Origin of the sequence: Enterobacter sp. 18A13, from assembly GCF_007035975.1 — a bacterium.
GTDB lineage: Bacteria > Pseudomonadota > Gammaproteobacteria > Enterobacterales > Enterobacteriaceae > Enterobacter > Enterobacter vonholyi.
On record NZ_AP019634.1, the window covers coordinates 4390694 to 4415354 of the forward strand.

Consider the following 24661-nt stretch of genomic DNA (forward strand, 5'->3'; position numbering starts at 1 on the left):
TCGAAGCGCAGGGCGCGCCAGGGTGTAAACCCGGCGCGCCTGAGTATACCCGATTGCCGCGCTATTAAGAGAGACTTACAAATGGATTAAGGAAAATCCGATTACCAGTCCGCGTAAGGGATGAGCGGCTGCGGCGGTAAGTCCATATCGCCCTGCCAGCCTGCGGCAGAGTAGCGCACATAGATCAGCGCATGGCTTGGGGTATAGTCTTTCGCCTCCTGAATATCCACGCCCATGCCTACAAACCAGTTGGACGTTACGCGGCGCTCGATAATGGCCCGCGCGGTATAACCCGTTCCTGATGAACTGCTGCCGGTTTCCATTGCGCCCCGGTCGGTATAGCGGTCTGGCTCATCGGTCGGGATCAGATTCTGGATCGGGTAGCGCAGTTCGTCTTTGGTTTTCGAGTGAGACCAGGAGACCGAGCCACCCAGCTCCCAGGACCAGTTCTCCGTGCGTTTACGCCAGGTCACCGGCAGTGCGAAGGAGACGTACTCCTGCGGACTGTAGTAACCGCCCTGACCCAGGGTATACCCGCTCAGGTCTTTGTCGTAGTGCCAGAGCATATTGGAGACGCCGACCGTCAGGCGCTCATTGTTTTTATTAATGAGCTTGTAGTAGTAACCCGTCATCCAGCGGACGCGCCAGTTATCCTCAACATTTTTACCCGTCAGCGTTTCCGCATTCAGGCTCGACCAGATGCCGTTCGCTTCACCTTTGTCATAGCTCATGCTTACGCCGCCACCGGTGGCACGTACGCCGCCCCAGGTGGTGCCGGTGTTGGTATCTTTTTGCCCGGCGAACGCCAGCAGAGAGCTGGAGATTGGGCGACGATGGGCGTTAACGGTATAGCCGATGGGGCCCAGATCGCTGCTGTAGCTGATGCCGCCCACCACGTCGACAACGTCAAAGCCCATCGGCGTGGTGCCAATATCCATCGCCCAGGTTTTATTCTGCCAGCCGACGGCAACGCTTGCGCCATTGTCGGACTGATGGGTATTGCCGCTACACGGCGTTTCGTAGCAGGTCCCCCATTTAGGATCGTAGGTTCCGTTATTGTTATCAAATGAACCAGCGTCCATGTTGACCAGATCGCTTCTGAAGAACATGCGCCCGTCAGAGAGCGGGGCATCCACCTGCAGCATGGTAGTATGCGCTTTCAGGTCGGAATAGCCGCCCGTGCCGCTGGAGCCCCAGTAGTCGTGCTGCAGCGTGACGTTAACATCCTGCTGACGGTACAAGTCACCGGCATCACTGCGCACGCCGCGTTTCAGCCAGTCGTCTTTTTCATCGTTACGCGTCAGACGAGTGAAACTGTCGTTATCCACCGGACGCGTCGTGGTGATGCCAGACGACACCATCGCGTCTTTGTAGGTTTCCAGTGCCTGCTGAGGCTGCCCGTTTTGCGCCTGGAAACGCGCGGCATCACGCAGCACCAGCGCGTTTTCCATGGAGCCGGGCTGCGATTTAGCCTGCGGAATAATTTTATTGAAGGTCTGTTCTGCGGCGGCGGAATCGCCCAGACCCGCCTGCGCCATCGCGATGCGGCGCTGCATATTGAGCGACAGCGGCTGACCGTTTTGCGCGGCGGGCAGCTTCGCCAGCTCCGAGCGCGCGGCATCTTTGTTACCCTGAGCGCTATAAATCTCGGTCAGGCCGAGGATGGCGTCTTCGTTCTGCGGTTCACGCTGCAGAACGGCGTTGTACGTCGTTTTTGCCGAGTCCAGATCGCCACGCTGCTGCGCCCAGTCCGCCAGCGTCAGGTCGATGCGGGTGGAGGTTGGCTGCTGGCGCAAAAGGTTTTCAGCCTCCTGCTCTTTGCCGCTGTCGCGCAGACGGTTGGCGGTTTCCAGCACCTGGTTACTTTGCAGACGGTCAGCAAGCTCCTGAATATTGCCGTTCCACTGGCTTCGCGGCAGCGTATCCAGATGCGCCAGCGCGGCGCGGTCCTGATCGTTTCCGGAAAGATAGAGCCCGTTGGCATAAACCTGATCCGGGTCGGACGGTTTCTGGCTGGCAAGCTGACGCATCAGGGTATCCGCCTGGCTGCGCTGACCCGCGCTGTAGAGATCGCGCGAGAGACGATAGGTTATCCATACATCGCCGGGAGAGAGCGCCAGACGACGACGCTGAATCTCTGCCGCCTGAGCGTATTTCCCCTGATTTTCAAGCTGCTCGGCCTGGGCGGAGAGCTGTTCGTTGGTCAGGCTACGTTCAATATCATCTATGCTTCTGCGCTGGCTGGCGGAGAGAGACTGGATAAACTGCGAGGCTTTCTCCGGGGACTGCGCACGGTAAATATTGGCCAGACCGCGGACCGCATTGCTGTTGCCGCTGTCCATTCGCAGCGCCTGACGGTAATAACGCTCCGCCGCGTCGTTATCTTTACGCGCCGCGGCGGCGTCGCCCAGCCCCAGCACGGCATAGCTGTCGGTATTGTCGATACTGCGTGCCTGCTGATAGTAACGCTCCGCCTGCGCCGGGTTATTCGCCTTCAGCGCCGCATCGCCCTGCTGGATCAGCAGCCAGTAGCGGTTAACCTTCAGCAAACTGTCCCATTTACCCCGGTTATCGCTCTGGGGATCGAGGGCAATTGCCTTTTCAAACTGTGCCACCGCGCGGGCGCGGTCGCCTTTCTGGGAATAAGCCTGTCCCAGGGCACCCACCGCTTCACTGTCGGCATGGTTGGCGCTGACGGCTTTTTGCAGCTCCGCCACCGCCTTACTGCCCTGCCCGGCATCCACCGCCGCCAGCCCTTCCGCTTTCGCGCGGAATGCAGGGTCAGCGAGCTGTTTTTGCTGGGCTTCAAGCTGGGCACGCGCCGCCGCGACGCTATCACCGTCGCTGAATACGCTCAGGTATTTTTGCAGCGCGCTAACGCTCGCGCTGCTGGCAGGCTGGTCTTTGATTTGGTCATACCACATATCAGACGCCTGGCTGCGCCCGTTGGTGGATTTGGCCATCTCCTGCAATAGCGCAAAGCCTTCGTCACGGCGTCCGCTCTGGAACAGAAGCTGGGACAGCGTCGCCTGCAGCTGTGTATTTCCGGGGCTGCTGCTGTTTATTTTCTTGAGCTGGTTAATGGCTGCATTCCGGCGAGCAGGATCTTTCGCCACCACGTTCCAGTATTCCGTCGCCACGTCGCCGCCCGGTGGGTTACCGTCAAACAGCTTGTCATAGGCTGCAATCGCCTCCTGCGTGTGTCCCGTGGTAGCGAGCAATCGCGCCTGCTGGAGCTGCTGGCGGCCATCCGGCGTGGACAGCAGCATCGTGTTGCGTGATGACTGGTACGCGCTCGAGCCCGGTGCTATCCCTTTCAGACGGTCCAGCTCTTTTTGCGCGCCGGCGTTATCGCCCTGGCGCAGCAGGTAGCGAAAGCGTGCGGCAATGACGTCAGGGTTGTTCGGGTCAATCAGCTCAAGACGATAAAGCGACTGACGAACCAAATCCTCACGCTGTGTCGATTCGCCCAGCCGAACCTGTTCCAGCAGCTGTTTCTGCTGCGGTGAGTTGGCGGCCTGGGCCCACGGCATAAGCGCCAGGCCAAGCGATAAAGTGAGTAGATTTATTGTGAACTTGCGCATTCCTGGCCCCAATCCGGTATTAATTCACCTTTTGCGGTGAAGCGAAAACGATGCTGATCCCATCCTTGCCCAAAGAGAGTCAGCACGTAGCTGTAATAGGCATTATTATCGGGAAAATGGTCTGCAACGCGCTGGCGCTGAACCGCCTGGGCATCACGTTGTTGTAAAAACGGCAGCATGGCGGCAGAGAACCCGACCGGACCATTCCCGGTGCGTTTACCCGTCGCCACATCCACTTTCTCCGGCGGCACACCCCGTTTCATTGTCTTGGCCGCCATCGGCTGGAAGCGCGTCAGCAGCCGGGCTTTCTGAGGATCTTTATCACTCATCATTCCCACCCAGAGATAAACGCGGATGGCATCGTAGCCGCCCACCAGCGATTTATCCTGCTGTAACCGCCAGCCTTTGTTTTTCTGATACTGCACCCAGTCCGGCGAAAATCCTTTCGGCGCACTCTCCAGCAGCAGGCGCTGATTGGTTTCACGAAGCGTGGTCCACGGGGTACCAAAACGCGTGAAATAACTCGCTAGCTGCGGAGGAAGATAGCTGGGATTAAAGCGCCATACGTTCTCATCGGCAAAGCCGACTTTACCGGGAAGCAGCATTGCGCCGAGCCCCGGGACTTTCACCACTTCCTCGCTGACAATGCGTTTCAGCAGCGCTTTACCCGTGCGGGTATAATCCGGATGTTTCCACAGTCGACCCGCTTCGAGCAGTGACCAGGCGATCCAGACATCGGCGTCAGAGGCGGAGTTAGTATCAATCACCGCCCACGTCTCTTTATCTTTCTGACCCCATAGCCAGGCAGGCAGATGGTCGTTGAGATCGCCGCTGGCAAGATTATCGCGCGTCCAGGTCAGCAGCTGGTCAAAAGATTTGCGATCGTTCGCCGCCAGGGCAAAGAACAGGGCGTAGCTTTGCCCTTCCGAGGTCGTAATTTTGCGCGTGTCGCTGGGATCAACGACACGCCCGCCCTCGCTGATGTAATCCTTTTTAAACTGCTCCCAGGCAGGCCAGGTACAGGCGGCGCGAAGAGGAAGCGCCGCCAGCATCAACGCTGCTAATGCACACCAGCGAAAGGCTTTCATCACATCTTACTCATCCGGGTTCAGGCGACGACGGCTGATGATACGCAGCAGACGCCACAGCACCCATGCCAGCAAGACCACGCTGACCGCAGCCAGGATAGCGAGCAGAACCGGATGGTTAGCCAGCGCATACCACAGGCGTTCGAACCACGGCAGATGGCCCACGTAGTACACGTCGCCCACGCGCAGGCTATTGACGCCGGACTCACGGATCACCGACACGGAACCAAACATCGCGGCACGTTTACCGCTGTCGTTCATAGCCGTATTGAGCAGTTCATACCCGCGCGGGCTGTCCGCGAGGAGAGCCACCACGCTACGCTGTTCGTTGTACGGTGACTGGAAGCCGACCACCGCGGCCATTGCCCCCTGAGACGTTACCGTCGTCTGCGCGCTGGCCTGACGGTCGTTCACATCCGGCATAATGCTCGGGAACTCGGTCTGGCGCAGCGGCGTGTTAACCCAGGATTGGGCCGCTTTCACCAGCAGATCGATACGTTTGTCATCCTTCAGCTTGTCCGGAATGGTTCCGATCAGCATGATGTCAGCGTCTTTGTTCTGAATCTGGCTGCCATCGTCCGTCAACGTAACGTTAATCGCCGGTAATCCCGTCTGTCCTCCAACGGTCGCCATGGTATCCAGCAGGGTCGTTACCTGCCCTTCAGTTGGCGCTTTTGGCATTACTACGATGGACTCAGAAAGATCGGCCATGCGGCTGAACGGGAAGCCCGCGTTAGCAAAGGCGCGCAGATCCGGCATCGCCAGGAAGTGATAGTACTTCGAGAAGTCGATGGTCGACTCATCGCCAATCACAACGTGGTTCTGTACGGGCTGGAAGGTGATGCAGTTTTCCGCAGAACCGCCAGGCATTGGGTTCATGTACTGGAAGTCAAAGCGCAGCTGGTTTATCGCGCCAAGCTTCAGTGCCGGAATAGAGACATCCGTTTTGCCATCCAGAAGACCCTGCAGCACCGGCAGGCGAAGCATCAGGCGGTTAGTATCCTGCGTGCTTTGCAGGCTGAAGGATTGCAGGAACTGGTTGTTCAGGCTGATATCCATGCGCGAGCTGTCTTTGGTCGCTGGCGCGGTATAGCGGTAGTTCAGATTGATATCAATGCCGTTGGTACGCAGCAGGTACAGATCCGGCGGCAGATTCAGCGACAGGCTAATCGGCGCTGGCTCAAGCCCCGTCGCCTGCAGCTGTTCTTCATAGGTTTTCAGCTCACCGAATGTCACCGCACGGTCGGTACGCACCCAGTTTGGCGCATCATAAGGTTTACGCGCCAGCAGCGGTTTGACCTCATCCACCACCACGCTGTTGCCGCGGAAAAGGACGTTACCCTGAGCAATGGCTTTTGCTGCCTGCACCAGGTCTTTATCATCACGACCAAAGACCACCAGCAGCTTCACGTACGGGTTTTCCGGGTGGCTTATCATCTCAACGGTCGGCGCTTTGACGTCCGGACGATCGCGCAGGAAGGCCGGGCGTTTCGCGTTGGTCGCAAACACAATGGCATTTCTGTCCGGCAGTTTGTCATACATCGCCGGGAAGCTCTGTCCACGCCAGCCCGCGCGTGAACCAAACCAGGACGCCACAATGGTGGCCGCCAGCTGTTCGGTCACGTCCGGGGACGAGGCAAACACCATCGGCAGCGTGAGCGGACGGTTATCACGCGGATCAAAGAACGGAACCGGGAATGCGGAGAGATCGTTTTTCAGCGCCAGCGACTGGTAGGTCATCTGCAGCGAGGAGTTACGTCCGACGTCCATCCACAGCGTGTTGCTGGCCGGGTTTTCGCAGACATCGCGGTAGTGACCGACAAACTCCAGGCGAATACGGTTAAAATCGGTGATGAACAGCGGGTTGATCGGCACCTGAGCCTGAGTTTTCTTGCCCAGCTGCTCTTTCGTGACCGGCAGTACGTCCATCAGCTCGTCATTCAGGTAGACCTTCAGCTGAGACTGCGTCGGCAGCAGGGACGGCGACGGGGTGTATTCAAGGTTCAGCACCGCATTAGAGACGACCTCATCGCTGCGCATGCCAAACTCAATGCCGCCGTTAGGGTTGATGCCGCGCAGCACCATGCTGCCCGGAGGCGGCGCAATTTGCGCGAAGGTCAGCTTCACGTCGCGCGACGGCGCATTGTCCGCAACGACGGGCGCATTCGCCCCCCGGACGCCCGGCATCACCTGCCCGATGACCTGGCCGTCTGCCGGCAATGTGTTCCCCTCCGTCGGCTGGTTCGGCGTGATATTTTCTGTTTGGCCAGGTGCCGCGGTGACAACCGGATCGGTTGCTTGCGCGACGACAGGTACCGTTGGCGCAGGCGTTGCCGCTGCGTTACCCGGGGCTGCGTTAGCCATTGTTGCGGGGATCGCATTCATCCCCATTGCCACTGCACATAACCAGGAAAGTTTTGTTTTCATCGCGTTATCATCATTGTTGAGCCATAACCGGGTCCGCCTGCTTCGCCTCATCCCGCTCAGGACGACGAGGAATGAACGACACGACCCAGGAAACCAGCGAAGTAAGTGACCGGAAAATTAATTTCACCGACGACGGGGCAAATTCTGCAAGGTGACGATAGCCACGGAACCCCAGCTTCAGAATATCCAGCAGGCTTTCCAGAGGTTTATCTTCCGGGAAGCTGTCCTGCCAGAGAGCCCACGTATCCGCGCGGGCAAACGTACACTGCACAAAATCGATATGTTGCTTTTTGGTCAACGGCATCAGCTGCAGACCGACTTCATTGCCCGCCACGCGAACAACCTGCGTCGGGAAGACATACTCCTGCTGACCGCGCTTAAGCAGCAGGTTAACTTTTTGCCCTTCCAGCACCTTCGCCTGGCCGTTGATTTTGATCCCCAGACCGCCGTCAGAGAAGTCATGCACGGTACAGGAGAAGAGGTGGCCATCTTCACGGGCAATCGCCGCAGGCATGCAGATTTCAACACGATGCGCACGACGAACCTGTTTGCTTTCCACCGACACCGCCACCGCGCCGCCGAGGATAATCAGGTTGTAGAAGACCCATGCCATACTGACGAAGACGGTCAGGATTTCGTTTTCCGGGCCGTAGAAGTAACGCCAGATACCCGCAATGACGCCCACGATATTCAGCAGCACCAGGAAGATATACGGCCGGGAGATCACCCAGTCGACGTACTCCTCCTCCACAAGCCCGCCCTTCGCGGTGACGTTGAATTTACCTTTGTGCGGATTAATCAGCGCCACCATCGTCGGCGGCGCGATGTACCAGGCCAGCACCGTTTCGTAGATTTCACTCCAGAAGGAGTGGCGGTATTTACCCTGTATCTTCGAGTTCGTCAGGCTCGCGTGGATCATGTGCGGCAGAACAAACAGCGCAATCATCAGCGCGGGAGCGTAGATGATATAAGCGTGAAGAAGCAGGAACGCCAGCGGCGCGGTCAGGAAGATTAGCCGCGGAATGCCGGACAAGAAGTGGAACATGGCGTTGACGTAGCAGAGACGCTGCGCCAGCTTGAGTCCTTTCCCGATCAGAGGGTTATCGAGACGGAAAATCTGCACCATCCCGCGCGCCCAGCGAATACGCTGGCCAATGTGCGCCGACAGTGACTCCGTTGCCAGACCGGCTGCCTGAGGAATACGCATATAGGCAGAGGTATAGCCACGACGGTGCAGGCGCAGAGAGGTGTGCGCATCTTCAGTTACCGTTTCGACGGCGATACCGCCAATTTCATCCAGCGGTTTACGGCGGATAACCGCACAGGAGCCGCAGAAGAAGGTGGCATCCCACATGTCGTTCCCGTCCTGCACCAGGCCATAGAACAGGGTGCCTTCGTTCGGGGTCTTACGGAAGCGGCCAAGGTTACGTTCAAACGGGTCCGGCGAGAAGAAGTGGTGCGGCGTCTGCATCATCGCCAGCTCTTTCTCCTTCAGGAACCAGCCCATGGTCATCTGCAGGAAAGAGCGCGTCGGCACGTGGTCACAGTCAAAGATCGAGACAAACTCCCCGGAGGCATACTTCAACGCGTTGTTGATGTTACCCGCCTTAGCGTGTTCGTGAGTCGGACGGGCGATGTATTCGACGCCGACCTCCTCCGCGAACTGGCGGAACGCCGGGCGGTTGCCGTCATCCAGGATCCAGACCTTGAGCTTGTCTTTCGGCCAGTCGATACCCAGCGCAGCATAAATCGTGTTCTTCACCACGCTCAGGTCTTCGTTGTAGGTCGGCACGAAGAGATCGACGGTTGGCCACTGGGTCGTGTCCTTTGGCAGCGGAACCGGCTGGCGGTTGAGCGGCCAAATCACCTGGAAATAGCCCAGCACCAGCACGATCCAGGCGTAGGTTTCTGCAAACAGCAGCACCAGACCGCATACCAGGCTGACCGGGTCGTCCCAGTTCAGGGTTGAGGTATAACGCCACCAGATGTAGCGACAGGAGACGGTCAGCGACAATACGATCAGCATCAGCGCCGAGAAGCGGCCCGGAATACGGCGGACCAGCAGCGCCACGCCCCACAGCAGGATCAGGAAGGTGAACTGCGCCAGAGGGTTGAAAGGCTGCGTAATACAGACCAGCGCCAGAATGAGCGAGAACACGACGATCACGCCGAGGATAAAACGCCGCAGGCCCGGATGGAGATGTCCGAGCTCTTTATGGTTATCCAGATGGCTGGTCTTATCGCTTACGCTGTTGGGCAGCCTGTCCAGCCACTGATGGTAGCGTTCACGTAACTGCTGCACGCGGGAGAAGCTCCGCCAGTACGGCGTTTTTGTCTCCGCGCGGGATGAGGTCGCCACCAGCCAGATGGCCTGAATGAGATAACGCGCCGGATCCAGTGGACGCGGCCGGTCAGGATTAATGTGCGGATACAATTCACTGTGCCGGGCACGTATGCGCTGCCAGCGCGGGTGTTCGAGTGGAATAAACATCCAGGCCAGAATCATCCAGAAACAGCCGAGCGCGGCGCTGAATGCCGACGCGCCGTGACGGCGAAAATGCCGGTAATGTTCGCTCAAACGCGAACTGACCGGTGGGATGAGTAACCAGCTGGCGAGACGACTCATACATCACTCCCTGCATGTTCCGCCCGGTTGGCGAAGTTCAGCAGACACCAGTTAGCCAGCGTCAGGATCTCTTCTGCCGCCAGTGAATCGCTGCGGTATTCGCCGAGCGGTTGCTTAGACGCAAGACATTCCGCCATTCCCTCATCACGATGAATGACAATAGGAAGCAAACGGCGCTGGCTTTGCAGCCACACCTGATAGAGATCGTCCTGTATCTGGCTGCCAATTCGCAAATCGTTAATCAGAATATGAGCGTTCTGAGGTAGCCCCTGCTGATGCAGGCGGATATGGCAGTTCGCATCAACGTTAACGATCGAGAGGATATGATCGCACTGCGCGATAAGCTGTCTGGTCAGCGTACCGGCGCCGTGGGGCAGATCCAGCAGGATCCATTTGTAGTGCCCCTTTTCTTTCAGGGCCTGCAGCGCCAGCGTGAACTGCGAAAAGAGGCGCTGATACGCGGCTTCATTTTCGCGTTCCGTGGTGGTCAGTTGACCAAACGGCAGCAGATCGAGCTGGGAGGTATAGCGCATCCCCGCATCCTGCCAGTCTTTATCATCAAGCAGCGCGCGGGCCCAGCCCTCTTCACGAGTAAAGTCAACGTTAAACGACATACGCAACAAATTATCGGCGCAGGCGTCAATAACCAGCACCGATTCACCTAAAAGCTGTAATGACCACGCCAGCGCCGCGGTAACTGATGTGGTACCCACACCGCCACGGACACCCTGTAATCCGAGTATGGCCATCAATGGCTCCCTTATTGTTGATGGGCGAATTCAGCTAATAACGGCCAGCGTTTAATAGCCGCGGCCAACTGTTCCCGCTGGGAAATATCGGTGTAATCTATTTCAGGTAAAGAAAAGGCCTGCGTCAGCGCCAGAAAATCGTTTTGGAATGTGTAACCCAGAGTCGAGTCGACTGGGGTTCCAGGTTCGTTATTATCCATTCTTTTTCCATCCCTTTAAGGAAAATCGCACGCTAAAGAAGTTGCGGGGCTTCCTGCCCTGACAAATTTCATTTACATGCTAAATCTGATGTTCTTTAATTTCAATGTTAGGTTTATTTCTACGCTTTCGCTAGTAAACTGAGATACAGATAAATTAGACGAAAAGAGGGACACCGTGGACTCCATATTTTCTATTGGCATCCAGTCATTATGGGACGAATTGAGCCACATGCCAGTCGGAGGAGTCTGGTGGATTAATACGGACCGAAATGAAGATGCTATCAGCCTGGTTAACCAGACAATTGCTGCCCAGGATAAGGATTCCCGCGTGGCCGTCATTAGCATGGGCGAAGACCCGAAGAAAATTATCACGCTGGAAAACAATCGCGGGCCTCAGACGGTGCGATTATTTTCCATGACATCGGAAGCCGATAGTCTATACTTTTTGTCCCGCGACGTTCAGTGCTCTATTGATCCGGATCACCATTTGGTGATTCTTAAATGTGCAAATAACGTCCTGCAAAATATCCCTGCTGAAAAACTGTTGCCGTGGCTTGAAAAAATCAATAAATGGGCAAAATTTCAAAATTGCACGCTATTGATAGTCAATCCTGGCAGTAATAATGACAAGCTGTTCTCACTTTTAATGGGCGAATATCGCTCCCTGTTCGGTCTGGCAAGCGTTCGCGATCAGGTGGGTAGCTATCTCTACGATATTGCATTCTGGTGTAATGAAAAGGGCGTGAGTGCCAGGCAACAACTTACCCTGAAACATATTGAGGGCGAGTGGCACCTTGCACAGCAGGAAGAAACCGTGGTCCAACCGCGCAGTGATGAAAAACGCATTCTGAGCCATATCGCGGTTTTAGAGGGGGCACCCGCCCTGTCGGAAAACTGGACACTTTTTGAGTCTAACGAAGCCCTTTTCCATGAAGCCCGCACAACCCAGGCGGCGACCCTTATTTTCTCGCTGATGCAGAATAACCAGATTGAGACGCTGGCACGGCAAATCCACACCCTACGCCGCCAGCGCGGAAGCGCGTTAAAAATCATCGTGCGCGAAAACAATACCAGCCTGCGCGCCACCGATGAGCGCCTGCTTCTGGGCTGCGGCGCCAATATGGTTATCCCATGGAATGCGCCGCTGTCACGCTGCCTGACGCTTATCGAAAGCGTTCAGGGCCAGCAGTTTAGCCGCCATGTACCGGAAGATATTTCCACGCTGCTCTCCATGACGCAGCCGATGAAGCTGCGTGGGTACCAAAAATGGGATACCTTCTGCGACGCCGTCGGCAACATGATGAACAACACTCTTCTTCCTGCTGACGGAAAAGGCGTCATGGTTGCCCTGCGTCCTGTACCGGGTATTCGCGTTGAACAGGCTCTCACCTTATGTCGTCCGAACCGTACAGGGGACATCATGACCATTGGCGACAATCGCCTGGTGCTATTTTTGTCCTTCTGCCGGGTTAACGATCTCGATACGGCGCTTAACCATATCTTCCCCCTGCCTACCGGGGATATTTTCTCGAACCGTATGATTTGGTTCGAAGATAATACGATTAGCGCGGAGCTGGTGCAGATGCGTGCGCTCCAGCCCGAACAATGGGCTAAACCGCTCGCTATCACGAGCGATGCGAAACCGATCCTGAATGCCAGACATGATGGACACGTCTGGCGTCGGGTTCCGGAACCCCTTCGCTTATTAACAGACAACGCGGAGAACGCATCATCATGAATATCAGCGATATTATTCAACTGGTTATATTCTGTGCGCTGATCTTTTTCCCGCTTGGCTACTATGCGCGCCATTCCATACGCCGTATCCGTGATACGGCCAGAGTGCTGTTTATAAAACCTCGCTATGTAAAACCAGCCGGAACACTGACACGGGCATCACACGTCAAGGCAGACCGAAAACATGACTAATTCTACCTATACCGCTTCGTCACCCTCGCCGCTCTGGCAATACTGGCGCGGCCTTTCCGGCTGGAACTTCTACTTTCTGGTGAAGTTTGGTCTGCTGTGGGCAGGCTATCTGAATTTCCATCCCCTTCTCAACCTGGTGTTTATGGCCTTCCTGCTGATGCCGCTGCCGAATATCAGGCTGCATCGATTACGTCACTGGGTCGCCGTTCCTGTAGGCTTTGCGCTGTTCTGGCATGATACCTGGCTACCGGGGCCGGATAGCATTATGAGCCAGGGTTCGCAGGTGGCGGGCTTTAGCGCCAGCTATATCCTCGATCTGACCGAGCGCTTTATTAACTGGCAGATGATTGGTGCGGTATTTGTGCTGCTGGTTGCCTGGCTGTTCCTGTCACAGTGGATCCGCGTCACGGTGTTTGTCGTCGCGATTATGATCTGGCTTAACGTGCTGACGCTGGCTGGGCCAAACTTTTCTCTGTGGCCTGCCGGTCAACCAACCACCACGGTGACCACCACAGGAGGAAGCGCGGCGGCAACCGTCACAACGGCAGGCGATACGCCTGTAGTGGGCGATATCCCAACCCAGACCGCACCGCCGACTTCTACAAACCTGAACGCCTGGCTCTCCAGTTTCTATACCGCGGAAGATAAGCGACAGACTAAATTCCCGGATGCGCTTCCGGCGGATGCTCAGCCGTTTGAACTGCTGGTGATCAACATCTGCTCTCTCTCCTGGGCCGACGTGGACGCCGCCGGTTTGATGTCTCATCCGCTGTGGTCACACTTCGATATTCAATTTAAAGATTTCAACTCTGCCACCTCGTACAGCGGCCCGGCAGCAATCCGCCTGCTGCGTGCTAGCTGCGGTCAGACATCTCATAAAAACCTGTATCAACCCGCCGGCAACCAGTGTTATCTGTTCGATAACCTCGCAAAACTGGGCTTTACGCAGCATCTGATGCTGGGGCATAACGGCCAGTTCGGTAACTTCCTGAAAGAAGTACGCGAACAGGGTGGCATGCAGGCACCGCTGATGGATCAAACCGGCCTTCCTGTCTCTCTTCTGGGCTTCGACGGCTCGCCCGTCTATGACGATACCGCCGTCCTGCAGCGCTGGCTGCAGACCGTCGAAAAAGACAGTAATTCACGCAGCGCGACGTTCTTTAACACCCTGCCGCTCCACGACGGTAACCATTTCCCGGGCGTGAGCAAAACGGCTGATTATAAAGTGCGTGCGCAGAAGTTCTTTGACGAGCTGGATGCGTTCTTCACGGAACTGGAAAAGTCAGGCCGTAAAGTGATGGTGGTAGTGGTACCTGAGCACGGCGGCGCGCTGAAAGGCGACAGAATGCAGGTGTCAGGTCTGCGTGATATCCCAAGCCCGTCGATTACCAACGTGCCTGCTGGCATTAAGTTCTTTGGTATGAAAGCACCCCATCAGGGCGCACCGATTGAAATCACCCAGCCGTCCAGCTATCTGGCGATTTCAGAACTGGTTGCCCGTGCCGTTGACGGGAAGCTGTTTGTGGAAGATAGCGTGAACTGGGATCAGCTCACCAGCAACCTGCCGCAAACGGCAGAAGTCTCAGAGAACGCTAACGCGGTTGTCATTCAGTATCAGAACAAACCGTACGTTCGCCTGAACGGCGGAGATTGGGTACCGTATCCGCAGTAACTGATCTACGCCTCACCCTCTCCCCGTTGGGGAGAGGGGATAGTCAGTGCGTTATTATTGCGCTGAAATCCACACCAGCATTTTCAGACTAGCCGAATAGTAGTCGTCTTTAGCGTTGATTTCGGGTTCGCCGGAAGACTGCCCCATCGTTAAATCGCGTACAGCCAACAGGCCGCCTTCCATCATATAGGGCGCATATTCGTTGGTCGTGACGTTAACCCAGGCGGGCGTTTGTTCCCGGGGGAACTGACCGAACCAGGCCTTCCACGGCGTCAGCAGCGGGCTTTGCTTATCAGACCAGGCAAGATACAGCGGAATACGAATCGCGTCATAGCTCATTCGCGGTGGCCAGCCTTTAGCAGGGGTCAGCTTGCCACCTGATGCCAGTGAAACCCAGTCAGTGGGCAGATTCGCTTTACCCGAGCCCATTTTCCCCAGCAGGCGTTTACCATCCTTAATCAAATCACGCCAGACCGGCAAATGACTGCGTCCGGCGAAGGCCTGCCAGGCCGGAAATACAAAATAGGAAGGATTGAGGACCACTTCACCGTCAAGCTTAAATCCCTGGACGCCGGGCAGCATCACGCGGTAACCCGCATAGCGGATCACGCTATGGGCAACCAGCGCTTTTGTAATGGCATCCGATGCGGCGCTGTAGCGTTTGTCATGCCAGCGGGCGTCGGCTTTAAGCAGCGCCCAGGCAATCAGCACGTCACCATCGGCGGCGTTGTTTTTGTCCGCGACCGGGTTGGACTCTGCGGGGTTATACCGCCAGTAAAAGAGACCATTCTCTTTGTTCTTCAGCTGGCTTTCCGTCCATTGCCAGAGCTTATCGAACGTGGCTTTATCGTCGTTGGCAACTGCCATCAGCATGGCAAAGCCCTGACCTTCCGTATGCGACACGCCACCATTGCCGGTATCGACAATGCGGCCTTCCGGTTTGAAAAAGCGGGCCTTGTAACTCTCCCAGGCCTGATCCGCCAGGGAGAGAGGCGAGAACAGCACACTCATCATGACGGCCAGCGTCGCGCAGACGGGTTTTCGCATAATTAACTCGATCCGGTTATTCGGCACTTCGCAGGGAAATCTCACCGCCCACCCAGGGTTTAATCGCGCCATCCTGTTCCAGGAGCAGCGCGCCCTGTGCGTCAATACCGCGGGAAGTTCCGTAGATCTCTTTATCACCAATCAGCAATTTCACCGGGCGATTGATGAAGTTATCCAGCTTTTCCCAACGAGACAGGAACGGCGCCAGCCCTTCCTGCTCAAAAAGCGTGAGTGAGCTACGCAACTCTTTAATCATACGCACGGCAAGGGTATTACGATCGATGACGATCCCCGCCTCCTGGAGGTTAGTCCAGGCCTGATTCACCACATCACTTTGTACATTGCGCATCACCATATTGAGGCCTGCGCCAATGACGATTTGCGCCGCGTCGCCCGTTTTCCCCGTCAGTTCGACCAGAATGCCGGCAAGTTTACGATCGTTGAGGTACAGGTCATTAGGCCATTTAACACGTACTTTATCCGCACCCAGATCGTGCAGCACTTCCGCCATGACGATGCCGATAACCAGACTCAAGCCAATGGCAGCGGCCGGGCCCTGATCGAGTCGCCAGTACATGGACAGATAGAGGTTGGCACCAAAGGGGGAAAACCACTTGCGGCCACGACGACCGCGACCGGCCTGCTGATACTCAGCAACACAGGCATCGCCGGATTTCAGCTCAGGCAGACGATCCAGAAGATACTGGTTCGTCGAATCAATCACGGGTAGCACCGCCACATTGCCGTGTCCAATCTGGCTGCGAATCAGTTCTTCATTCAACAGTTGAATCGGTTCCGGCAGGCTGTAGCCTTTTCCTGGTACCGTGAAGACATCGACACCCCAGTCGCGCAACGTCTGAATATGCTTATTGATGCCGGCACGGCTCATGCCCAGCTGTTCGCCCAATTGCTCGCCAGAATGAAACTCACCGTCGGCAAGAATGCCAATCAGGGTTAAGGGGATGGTATTGTCCTTCACGCGATAGTCTCCACGGCATTGACTTCACCTGTGCGGCCAATGAAGCGAACTTCTGGCTCCAGCCAGACGTTGAATTTTTCGCCCACACGCTGACGAACATAATGAGCCAGCTGTACAACATCATCGCTGGTCGCATCGCGTTGGTTAATCAGCACCAGAGCCTGATGTTGGTGAACGGCGGCACCGCCTACTGAAGTACCTTTTAGCTGGCATTGATCGATAAGCCACCCCGCGGCCAGCTTCACGCTGCCATCCGCCTGAGGGTAATGTGGCGCAGTTGGCCATCCTTCAAGAAGAATTTTTGCATTTTCGCTGCTGATAACCGGGTTTTTGAAGAAACTGCCAGCGTTTCCGTTAACTTTAGGATCGGGAAGCTTGGTCATCCGCATATGGCAAACTGAGTCAAAAACGTCGCGGGCGGTAACGGTAACCGGATCGAGACGCGTTAAATCTCCGTAGGTCAATACGGGCTGCCAGTTCTTCGACAGACGCAGCCCCACGGCGACAATCACGTAGCGATCCTGATATTCATGTTTGAAGATACTGTCACGATAGCCAAATCGGCACTGTTCTGCCGTTAAACGCTTAGCCGTTCCGGTCGCCAGTTCGATGCAGTCGACATATTCGCAGACATTTTTCAGTTCGATGCCGTAGGCGCCTATGTTTTGAATAGGTGAGGATCCGGCGCAGCCTGGAATAAGCGCAAGGTTTTCCAGGCCCGGCATCCCTTTTTCGAGGGTAAATTGCACCAGATGATGCCAGTTTTCTCCGGCCCCCACGTGCAGGTGCCAGCTATCGGCACTCTCTTCAACATCAATTCCCATGATGCGGTTAACGATCACCGTTCCCGCAAAATCGTCGAGAAACAGGACATTACTTCCTTCGCCCAGAATCAGTACGGGTTCGTTATTTTCTGTTGCGCTTTGCCATGCATCCAGCAGCTGATGTGCGGTATCGGCACGTACAATTTGATTAGCATTGCGTTGAATGCCAAAGGTATTCCAGGGCTTAAGGGAGTGGTTCATAAACGCTATCCTGATGCAAAAACGCAGGTAGTTTACCGTATAAGCAGGGCGTTGGGGGATTAGTTTGTGCAGCGCATAAACGCAAAAAGGCCATCCTTTCGGATGGCCTTTTCACTTGTTTGATGCCTGGCAGTTCCCTACTCTCACATGGGGAGACCCCACACTACCATCGGCGCTACGGCGTTTCACTTCTGAGTTCGGCATGGGGTCAGGTGGGACCACCGCGCTAAAGCCGCCAGGCAAATTCTGTTAATCTGTATCAGGCTGAAATTTGATTGTTCTGTCTCTTCGCCAAAACATCTTCGGCGTTGTAAGGTTAAGCCTCACGGTTCATTAGTATCGGTTAGCTCAACGCATCGCTGCGCTTACACACCCGACCTATCAACGTCGTCGTCTTCAACGTTCCTTCAGGACCCTTAAAGGGTCAGGGAGAACTCATCTCGGGGCAAGTTTCGTGCTTAGATGCTTTCAGCACTTATCTTTTCCGCATTTAGCTACCGGGCAGTGCCATTGGCATGACAACCCGAACACCAGTGATGCGTCCACTCCGGTCCTCTCGTACTAGGAGCAGCCCCCCTCAATTCTCCAGCGCCCACGGCAGATAGGGACCGAACTGTCTCACGACGTTCTAAACCCAGCTCGCGTACCACTTTAAATGGCGAACAGCCATACCCTTGGGACCTACTTCAGCCCCAGGATGTGATGAGCCGACATCGAGGTGCCAAACACCGCCGTCGATATGAACTCTTGGGCGGTATCAGCCTGTTATCCCCGGAGTACCTTTTATCCGTTGAGCGATGGCCCTTCCATTCAGAACCACCGGATCACTATGACCTGCTTTCGCACCTGCTCGAGCCGTCACTCTCGCAGTCAAGCTAGCTTATGCCATTGCACTAACCTCCTGATGTCCGACCAGGATTAGCTAACCTTCGTGCTCCTCCGTTACTCTTTGGGAGGAGACCGCCCCAGTCAAACTACCCACCAGACACTGTCCGCAACCCGGATTACGGGTCTACGTTAGAACACCAGCCATTAAAGGGTGGTATTTCAAGGACGGCTCCACGCAGACTGGCGTCCACGCTTCAAAGCCTCCCACCTATCCTACACATCAAGGACCAGTGTTCAGTGTCAAGCTATAGTAAAGGTTCACGGGGTCTTTCCGTCTTGCCGCGGGTACACTGCATCTTCACAGCGAGTTCAATTTCACTGAGTCTCGGGTGGAGACAGCCTGGCCATCATTACGCCATTCGTGCAGGTCGGAACTTACCCGACAAGGAATTTCGCTACCTTAGGACCGTTATAGTTACGGCCGCCGTTTACCGGGGCTTCGATCAAGAGCTTCGCGTTACCGCTAACCCCATCAATTAACCTTCCGGCACCGGGCAGGCGTCACACCGTATACGTCCACTTTCGTGTTTGCACAGTGCTGTGTTTTTAATAAACAGTTGCAGCCAGCTGGTATCTTCGACTGATTTCAGCTCCACCCGCAGGGGCTTCACCTACATATCAGCGTGCCTTCTCCCGAAGTTACGGCACCATTTTGCCTAGTTCCTTCACCCGAGTTCTCTCAAGCGCCTTGGTATTCTCTACCTGACCACCTGTGTCGGTTTGGGGTACGATTTCGTGTTACCTGATGCTTAGAGGCTTTTCCTGGAAGCAGGGCATTTGTTACTTCAGCACCGTAGTGCCTCGTCATCACACCTCAGCGTTAAAAGGTACCGGATTTACCTGGAACCTCCGCCTACATGCTTAAACCGGGACAACCGTCGCCCGGCTAACATAGCCTTCTCCGTCCCCCCTTCGCAGTAACACCAAGTACAGGAATATTAACCTGTTTCCCATCGACTACGCCTTTCGGCCTCGCCTTAGGGGTCGACTCACCCTGCCCCGATTAACGTTGGACAGGAACCCTTGGTCTTCCGGCGAGCGGGCTTTTCACCCGCTTTATCGTTACTTATGTCAGCATTCGCACTTCTGATACCTCCAGCAACCCTCACAGGCCACCTTCAACGGCTTACAGAACGCTCCCCTACCCAACAACGCATAAGCGTCGCTGCCGCAGCTTCGGTGCATGGTTTAGCCCCGTTACATCTTCCGCGCAGGCCGACTCGACCAGTGAGCTATTACGCTTTCTTTAAATGATGGCTGCTTCTAAGCCAACATCCTGGCTGTCTGTGCCTTCCCACATCGTTTCCCACTTAACCATGACTTTGGGACCTTAGCTGGCGGTCTGGGTTGTTTCCCTCTTCACGACGGACGTTAGCACCCGCCGTGTGTCTCCCGTGATAACATTCTTCGGTATTCGTAGTTTGCATCGGGTTGGTAAGCCGGGATGGCCCCCTAGCCGAAACAGTGCTCTACCCCCGAAGATGAGTTCACGAGGCGCTACCTAAATAGCTTTCGGGGAGAACCAGCTATCTCCCGGTTTGATTGGCCTTTCACCCCCAGCCACAAGTCATCCGCTAATTTTTCAACATTAGTCGGTTCGGTCCTCCAGTTAGTGTTACCCAACCTTCAACCTGCCCATGGCTAGATCACCGGGTTTCGGGTCTATACCCTGCAACTTAACGCCCAGTTAAGACTCGGTTTCCCTTCGGCTCCCCTATACGGTTAACCTTGCTACAGAATATAAGTCGCTGACCCATTATACAAAAGGTACGCAGTCACACCACGAAGGTGCTCCCACTGCTTGTACGTACACGGTTTCAGGTTCTTTTTCACTCCCCTCGCCGGGGTTCTTTTCGCCTTTCCCTCACGGTACTGGTTCACTATCGGTCAGTCAGGAGTATTTAGCCTTGGAGGATGGTCCCCCCATATTCAGACAGGATACCACGTGTCCCGCCCTACTCTTCGAGTTCACAGCCTGTGTGCTTTCGTGTACGGGACTGTCACCCTGTACCGTGCGACTTTCCAGACGCTTCCACTAACACACAAGCTGATTCAGACTCTGGGCTGCTCCCCGTTCGCTCGCCGCTACTGGGGGAATCTCGGTTGATTTCTTTTCCTCGGGGTACTTAGATGTTTCAGTTCCCCCGGTTCGCCTCGTTAACCTATGTATTCAGTTAACGATAGTGTGACGAATCACACTGGGTTTCCCCATTCGGACATCGCCGGGTCAAAGGTTCATATCACCTCGCCGGCGCTTTTCGCAGATTAGCACGTCCTTCATCGCCTCTGACTGCCAGGGCATCCACCGTGTACGCTTAGTCGCTTAACCTCACAACCCGAAGATGTTTCACTTCTGATTGCGAAAATTTGAGAGACTCGAACACACCATTAAGATGTGTCGTTTCAATTTTCAGCTTGATCCAGATTTTTAAAGAGCAAAACTTCTTAATGCACTCAAAAGTACATTCAGAAGTTCATCATTCATCAGACAATCTGTGTGAGCACTGCAAAGGCAGGTTCTTTAAGGTAAGGAGGTGATCCAACCGCAGGTTCCCCTACGGTTACCTTGTTACGACTTCACCCCAGTCATGAATCACAAAGTGGTAAGCGCCCTCCCGAAGGTTAAGCTACCTACTTCTTTTGCAACCCACTCCCATGGTGTGACGGGCGGTGTGTACAAGGCCCGGGAACGTATTCACCGTAGCATTCTGATCTACGATTACTAGCGATTCCGACTTCATGGAGTCGAGTTGCAGACTCCAATCCGGACTACGACGCACTTTATGAGGTCCGCTTGCTCTCGCGAGGTCGCTTCTCTTTGTATGCGCCATTGTAGCACGTGTGTAGCCCTACTCGTAAGGGCCATGATGACTTGACGTCATCCCCACCTTCCTCCAGTTTATCACTGGCAGTCTCCTTTGAGTTCCCGGCCGGACCGCTGGCAACAAAGGATAAGGGTTGCGCTCGTTGCGGGACTTAACCCAACATTTCACAACACGAGCTGACGACAGCCATGCAGCACCTGTCTCAGAGTTCCCGAAGGCACCAATCCATCTCTGGAAAGTTCTCTGGATGTCAAGAGTAGGTAAGGTTCTTCGCGTTGCATCGAATTAAACCACATGCTCCACCGCTTGTGCGGGCCCCCGTCAATTCATTTGAGTTTTAACCTTGCGGCCGTACTCCCCAGGCGGTCGACTTAACGCGTTAGCTCCGGAAGCCACGCCTCAAGGGCACAACCTCCAAGTCGACATCGTTTACGGCGTGGACTACCAGGGTATCTAATCCTGTTTGCTCCCCACGCTTTCGCACCTGAGCGTCAGTCTTTGTCCAGGGGGCCGCCTTCGCCACCGGTATTCCTCCAGATCTCTACGCATTTCACCGCTACACCTGGAATTCTACCCCCCTCTACAAGACTCTAGCCTGCCAGTTTCGAATGCAGTTCCCAGGTTGAGCCCGGGGATTTCACATCCGACTTGACAGACCGCCTGCGTGCGCTTTACGCCCAGTAATTCCGATTAACGCTTGCACCCTCCGTATTACCGCGGCTGCTGGCACGGAGTTAGCCGGTGCTTCTTCTGCGGGTAACGTCAATCGACAAGGTTATTAACCTTATCGCCTTCCTCCCCGCTGAAAGTACTTTACAACCCGAAGGCCTTCTTCATACACGCGGCATGGCTGCATCAGGCTTGCGCCCATTGTGCAATATTCCCCACTGCTGCCTCCCGTAGGAGTCTGGACCGTGTCTCAGTTCCAGTGTGGCTGGTCATCCTCTCAGACCAGCTAGGGATCGTCGCCTAGGTGAGCCGTTACCCCACCTACTAGCTAATCCCATCTGGGCACATCTGATGGCAAGAGGCCCGAAGGTCCCCCTCTTTGGTCTTGCGACGTTATGCGGTATTAGCTACCGTTTCCAGTAGTTATCCCCCTCCATCAGGCAGTTTCCCAGACATTACTCACCCGTCCGCCGCTCGTCACCGAGGAGCAAGCTCCCTGTGTTACCGCTCGACTTGCATGTGTTAGGCCTGCCGCCAGCGTTCAATCTGAGCCATGATCAAACTCTTCAATTTAAGTTTGATGCTCGTGAATTAAACTTCGTAATGAATTACGCATGTTCACTCAGAGACTTGGTATTCATTTTTCGTCTTGCGACGTTAAGAATCCATGTCACTTTGAGTGCCCACACAGATTGTCTGATAAATTGTTAAAGAGCAGTGCCGCTTCGCTTTTCGCAGCGGCGCGGGGTGTGCATATTACGCCTTCCCGCTTCAGAGTCAAGCGTTTATTTACGCTATTCTCTGCTGACCCGGCGGCGTGTGTGCCGTTGTTCCGTGTCAGTGGAGGCGCATTATAGGGAGTTATTCCGACGTGACAAGCACAAAATACAAAAAACTTATCGTTCGCTCATTTTTCAAGCTTAACGCTTATTTAAGTCGCGAATCGCCCGTTAAATGTGCGATTTCCCGGGCAAAACTAGCCACCTGCGACCAGTCGGTATAAACCACTTCTTTACGCGTATCGGTTTCACCTCCGGTCATCTTCATAATAAGACGGATCATAAAGCGGTCATACCAACGATAACGAGGGTAGCGCAGCGCGCCGGCAAAGACAGCGCAAAGGTCTGGCTGCCACGGCGAGCTGAGTAAAAACTTGCGCGTGTAGCTGTTAGTCTGCGGCGTACGCTTCTCTGCTTTACGTGCGACCAGATTTACCGAGTAAAACGCTCCGGGCAATTTATTGAGCACCGCGGTGTGCTTTTTCACAAAGCGATCCAGCGCCGGATGGAAATGCCCGTAACGAATTGACGCGCCAATTACCACGCGATCGTAATCCTGCCAGGCTATCTGATCCGCACGGTTCAGGTTTACCACATCCGAATATATCCCCAGCTCTTTAAGTTCAGATGCCAGATACGCGGCAATCTCACGCGTTTGCCCGTCTCGCGTAGAGAAAAGAATGAGTGTTTTCATCAACGGCTCCTTACTCGCGCCAGAATGTAGGGGTGAAGAGCACCAGCAGCGTAAAGACCTCAAGGCGACCAAACAGCATATTGGCGATGAGGATCCATTTCGCGACGGGGTTCATACTCGCAAAGTTATCCGCCACAACCCCCAGGCCAGGCCCGAGGTTATTCAATGTTGCCACCACGGACGCAAAGGCGGAGAAATCATCCACACCCGTCGCGATAATCGCCAGCATACTGACGATAAAGACCAGCGCATACGCCGAGAAGAATCCCCACACCGCTTCGAGGATACGCTCCGGCAGCGCGCGGTTCCCTAGCTTAATGCTGTAGACCGCGTTCGGGTGGACCAGACGCTTCAGCTCACGGTTGCCCTGCTTGAACAGAAGCAGAATACGAATCACCTTCAGGCCACCGCCCGTGGACCCCGCACAGCCCCCAATAAATGCAGAGCATAAAAGCAGCACCGGCAGGAACAGCGGCCAACGGGCGATACTGTCCGTGGTAAACCCGGCTGTCGTCGCCATCGATACCACCTGGAAGAACGCCTGATTTAGCGTGGTCAGCGCGGAGTTATAGACATCATGGAACCACAGCACCAGAGTACAGATGATCACCAGCGTAAGCTGGACCCCAATGAACATGCGGAACTCAGGGTCACGCCAGTACACCTTCAGGCTGCGTCCGCTCAGTAAAGAGAAGTGCAGGCCGTAGTTACAGCCAGAGATCAGCAGGAAAATGGCAATGATAGTGTTAATCGTTGGGCTGTCGAAGTAGCCCACGCTGGCATCGTGGGTAGAGAACCCGCCAATGGCAATCGTCGCGAAACTGTGTCCGATGGCGTCGAAAGCAGGCATCCCGGCAAACCATAGCGCCAGCGCACAGGCTACCGTCAGCAAGACATAAATCAGCCACAGGGTTTTCGCCGTCTCGGCAATACGCGGGCGCATCTTGTTATCTTTCAGAGGCCCGGGCATTTCGGCGCGATAGAGCTGCATGCCACCAACGCCCAGAATAGGGAGAATAGCCACTGCCAGAACGATGATCCCCATACCGCCGAACCACTGCAGCATCTGGCGATAAAAGAGAATGGCGTGGGGAAGTGAATCCAGCCCGACCAGCGTCGTCGCCCCAGTCGTTGTTAAACCTGAGAACGATTCAAAAAAGGCATCCGTGATGCTCAGATTAGGCTGTTCAGAGAAGATAAAGGGCAGCGAACCGACGCTCCCCAGCACCGTCCAGAACAGGACCACAATCAAAAATCCTTCGCGAGATTTCAGTTCACCTTTCTGACGACGGTTTGGCCACCACAGCAGCGAGCCAATCGCCAGCGCGACAAAGAAGGTCTGGGTGAATGCCCGCCCCGCACCGTCCCGGTAGATAAGCGCCACCAGTCCTGGGAGAATCATCGTCCCGGAAAAGAGTATGACCAGCAGTCCAACGATTCGGGTTATGGCACGAAAATGCATCTCTGCCGCTTCCTTTGG

The 24661-nt window shown here is 55.3% G+C and carries 14 protein-coding genes and 3 rRNA genes; 3 read left to right on the forward strand and 14 right to left on the reverse strand.

Going from position 1 to position 24661, the window contains the following annotated elements; all coding sequences use genetic code 11:
- Nucleotides 1–101: 101 nt before the first annotated feature.
- Genes bcsC through bcsR form a run of 6 tightly spaced genes read right to left on the reverse strand, consistent with a single transcriptional unit; the run spans nucleotide 102 to nucleotide 10674 of the window.
- Nucleotides 102–3584: a cellulose synthase complex outer membrane protein BcsC gene (gene bcsC, locus FOY93_RS21265; RefSeq protein ID WP_143345641.1), complete on the reverse strand. Its 3483-nt coding sequence runs from the start codon at nucleotides 3582–3584 to the stop codon at nucleotides 102–104.
- A complete protein-coding gene (bcsZ, locus tag FOY93_RS21270; RefSeq protein WP_133295480.1) occupies nucleotides 3566–4672 on the reverse strand; it encodes a cellulose synthase complex periplasmic endoglucanase BcsZ in 1107 nt (368 codons plus the stop codon). Before bcsZ ends, bcsC begins: the two co-directional genes overlap by 19 nt.
- A gap of 6 nt (nucleotides 4673–4678) precedes the next feature.
- Nucleotides 4679–7099, reverse strand: a complete 2421-nt coding sequence (gene bcsB, locus FOY93_RS21275) for a cellulose biosynthesis cyclic di-GMP-binding regulatory protein BcsB (RefSeq protein ID WP_133295302.1) — start codon at nucleotides 7097–7099, stop codon at nucleotides 4679–4681.
- Between the two features lie 10 nt (nucleotides 7100–7109).
- A complete protein-coding gene (gene bcsA / locus FOY93_RS21280; protein WP_143345642.1) occupies nucleotides 7110–9725 on the reverse strand; it encodes a UDP-forming cellulose synthase catalytic subunit in 2616 nt (871 codons plus the stop codon).
- Entirely contained in the window at nucleotides 9722–10474 is a 753-nt protein-coding gene (gene bcsQ / locus FOY93_RS21285) for a cellulose biosynthesis protein BcsQ (protein WP_133295304.1), read from the reverse strand. The genes bcsA and bcsQ overlap by 4 nt, the downstream gene beginning before the upstream one ends.
- 11 nt (nucleotides 10475–10485) lie before the next feature.
- Nucleotides 10486–10674 (reverse strand): cellulose biosynthesis protein BcsR, encoded by a 189-nt coding sequence (gene bcsR, locus FOY93_RS21290; protein ID WP_008503237.1) that lies wholly within the window; start codon nucleotides 10672–10674, stop codon nucleotides 10486–10488.
- A gap of 175 nt (nucleotides 10675–10849) precedes the next feature.
- Between bcsR and bcsE the strand changes: the two genes are divergently transcribed.
- The 3 genes from bcsE to bcsG are packed head-to-tail and all read left to right on the forward strand — an operon-like array spanning nucleotide 10850 to nucleotide 14275.
- Nucleotides 10850–12412, forward strand: a complete 1563-nt coding sequence (gene bcsE, locus FOY93_RS21295; RefSeq protein ID WP_111963695.1) for a cellulose biosynthesis c-di-GMP-binding protein BcsE — start codon at nucleotides 10850–10852, stop codon at nucleotides 12410–12412.
- A complete protein-coding gene (gene bcsF / locus FOY93_RS21300) occupies nucleotides 12406–12603 on the forward strand; it encodes a cellulose biosynthesis protein BcsF (protein WP_024908822.1) in 198 nt (65 codons plus the stop codon). Before bcsE ends, bcsF begins: the two co-directional genes overlap by 7 nt.
- The gene (gene bcsG, locus FOY93_RS21305; RefSeq protein WP_143345643.1) at nucleotides 12596–14275 is read left to right on the forward strand and encodes a cellulose biosynthesis protein BcsG; all 1680 of its coding nucleotides are present in this window, start codon (nucleotides 12596–12598) and stop codon (nucleotides 14273–14275) included. Before bcsF ends, bcsG begins: the two co-directional genes overlap by 8 nt.
- A 54-nt stretch (nucleotides 14276–14329) precedes the next feature.
- On the opposite strand, the gene FOY93_RS21310 is transcribed toward bcsG, so the two are convergent.
- From FOY93_RS21310 to trkH, 8 genes are all read right to left on the reverse strand, one after another.
- Nucleotides 14330–15322, reverse strand: coding sequence for a family 8 glycosyl hydrolase (locus FOY93_RS21310; protein WP_143345644.1), 993 nt, complete (start codon nucleotides 15320–15322; stop codon nucleotides 14330–14332).
- Nucleotides 15323–15338: 16 nt separating this feature from the next.
- Nucleotides 15339–16301, reverse strand: a complete 963-nt coding sequence (birA, locus tag FOY93_RS21315) for a bifunctional biotin--[acetyl-CoA-carboxylase] ligase/biotin operon repressor BirA (RefSeq protein ID WP_136195979.1) — start codon at nucleotides 16299–16301, stop codon at nucleotides 15339–15341.
- Nucleotides 16298–17326 (reverse strand): UDP-N-acetylmuramate dehydrogenase, encoded by a 1029-nt coding sequence (gene murB / locus FOY93_RS21320; protein ID WP_133295309.1) that lies wholly within the window; start codon nucleotides 17324–17326, stop codon nucleotides 16298–16300. The genes birA and murB overlap by 4 nt, the downstream gene beginning before the upstream one ends.
- Before the next feature lie 124 nt (nucleotides 17327–17450).
- A 5S ribosomal RNA gene (gene rrf / locus FOY93_RS21325) occupies nucleotides 17451–17566 on the reverse strand.
- 72 nt (nucleotides 17567–17638) lie between these two features.
- Nucleotides 17639–20543, reverse strand: a 23S ribosomal RNA gene (locus FOY93_RS21330).
- Between the two features lie 198 nt (nucleotides 20544–20741).
- Nucleotides 20742–22281, reverse strand: a 16S ribosomal RNA gene (locus FOY93_RS21335).
- The 16S, 23S and 5S rRNA genes sit together here, the layout of an rRNA operon.
- 354 nt (nucleotides 22282–22635) lie before the next feature.
- On the reverse strand, nucleotides 22636–23181 hold the full coding sequence (gene hemG / locus FOY93_RS21340; protein ID WP_115877030.1) for a menaquinone-dependent protoporphyrinogen IX dehydrogenase: 546 nt from the start codon (nucleotides 23179–23181) through the stop codon (nucleotides 22636–22638).
- A gap of 10 nt (nucleotides 23182–23191) precedes the next feature.
- Nucleotides 23192–24643, reverse strand: a complete 1452-nt coding sequence (gene trkH / locus FOY93_RS21345; protein ID WP_023309600.1) for a Trk system potassium transporter TrkH — start codon at nucleotides 24641–24643, stop codon at nucleotides 23192–23194.
- Nucleotides 24644–24661 lie beyond the last annotated feature (18 nt).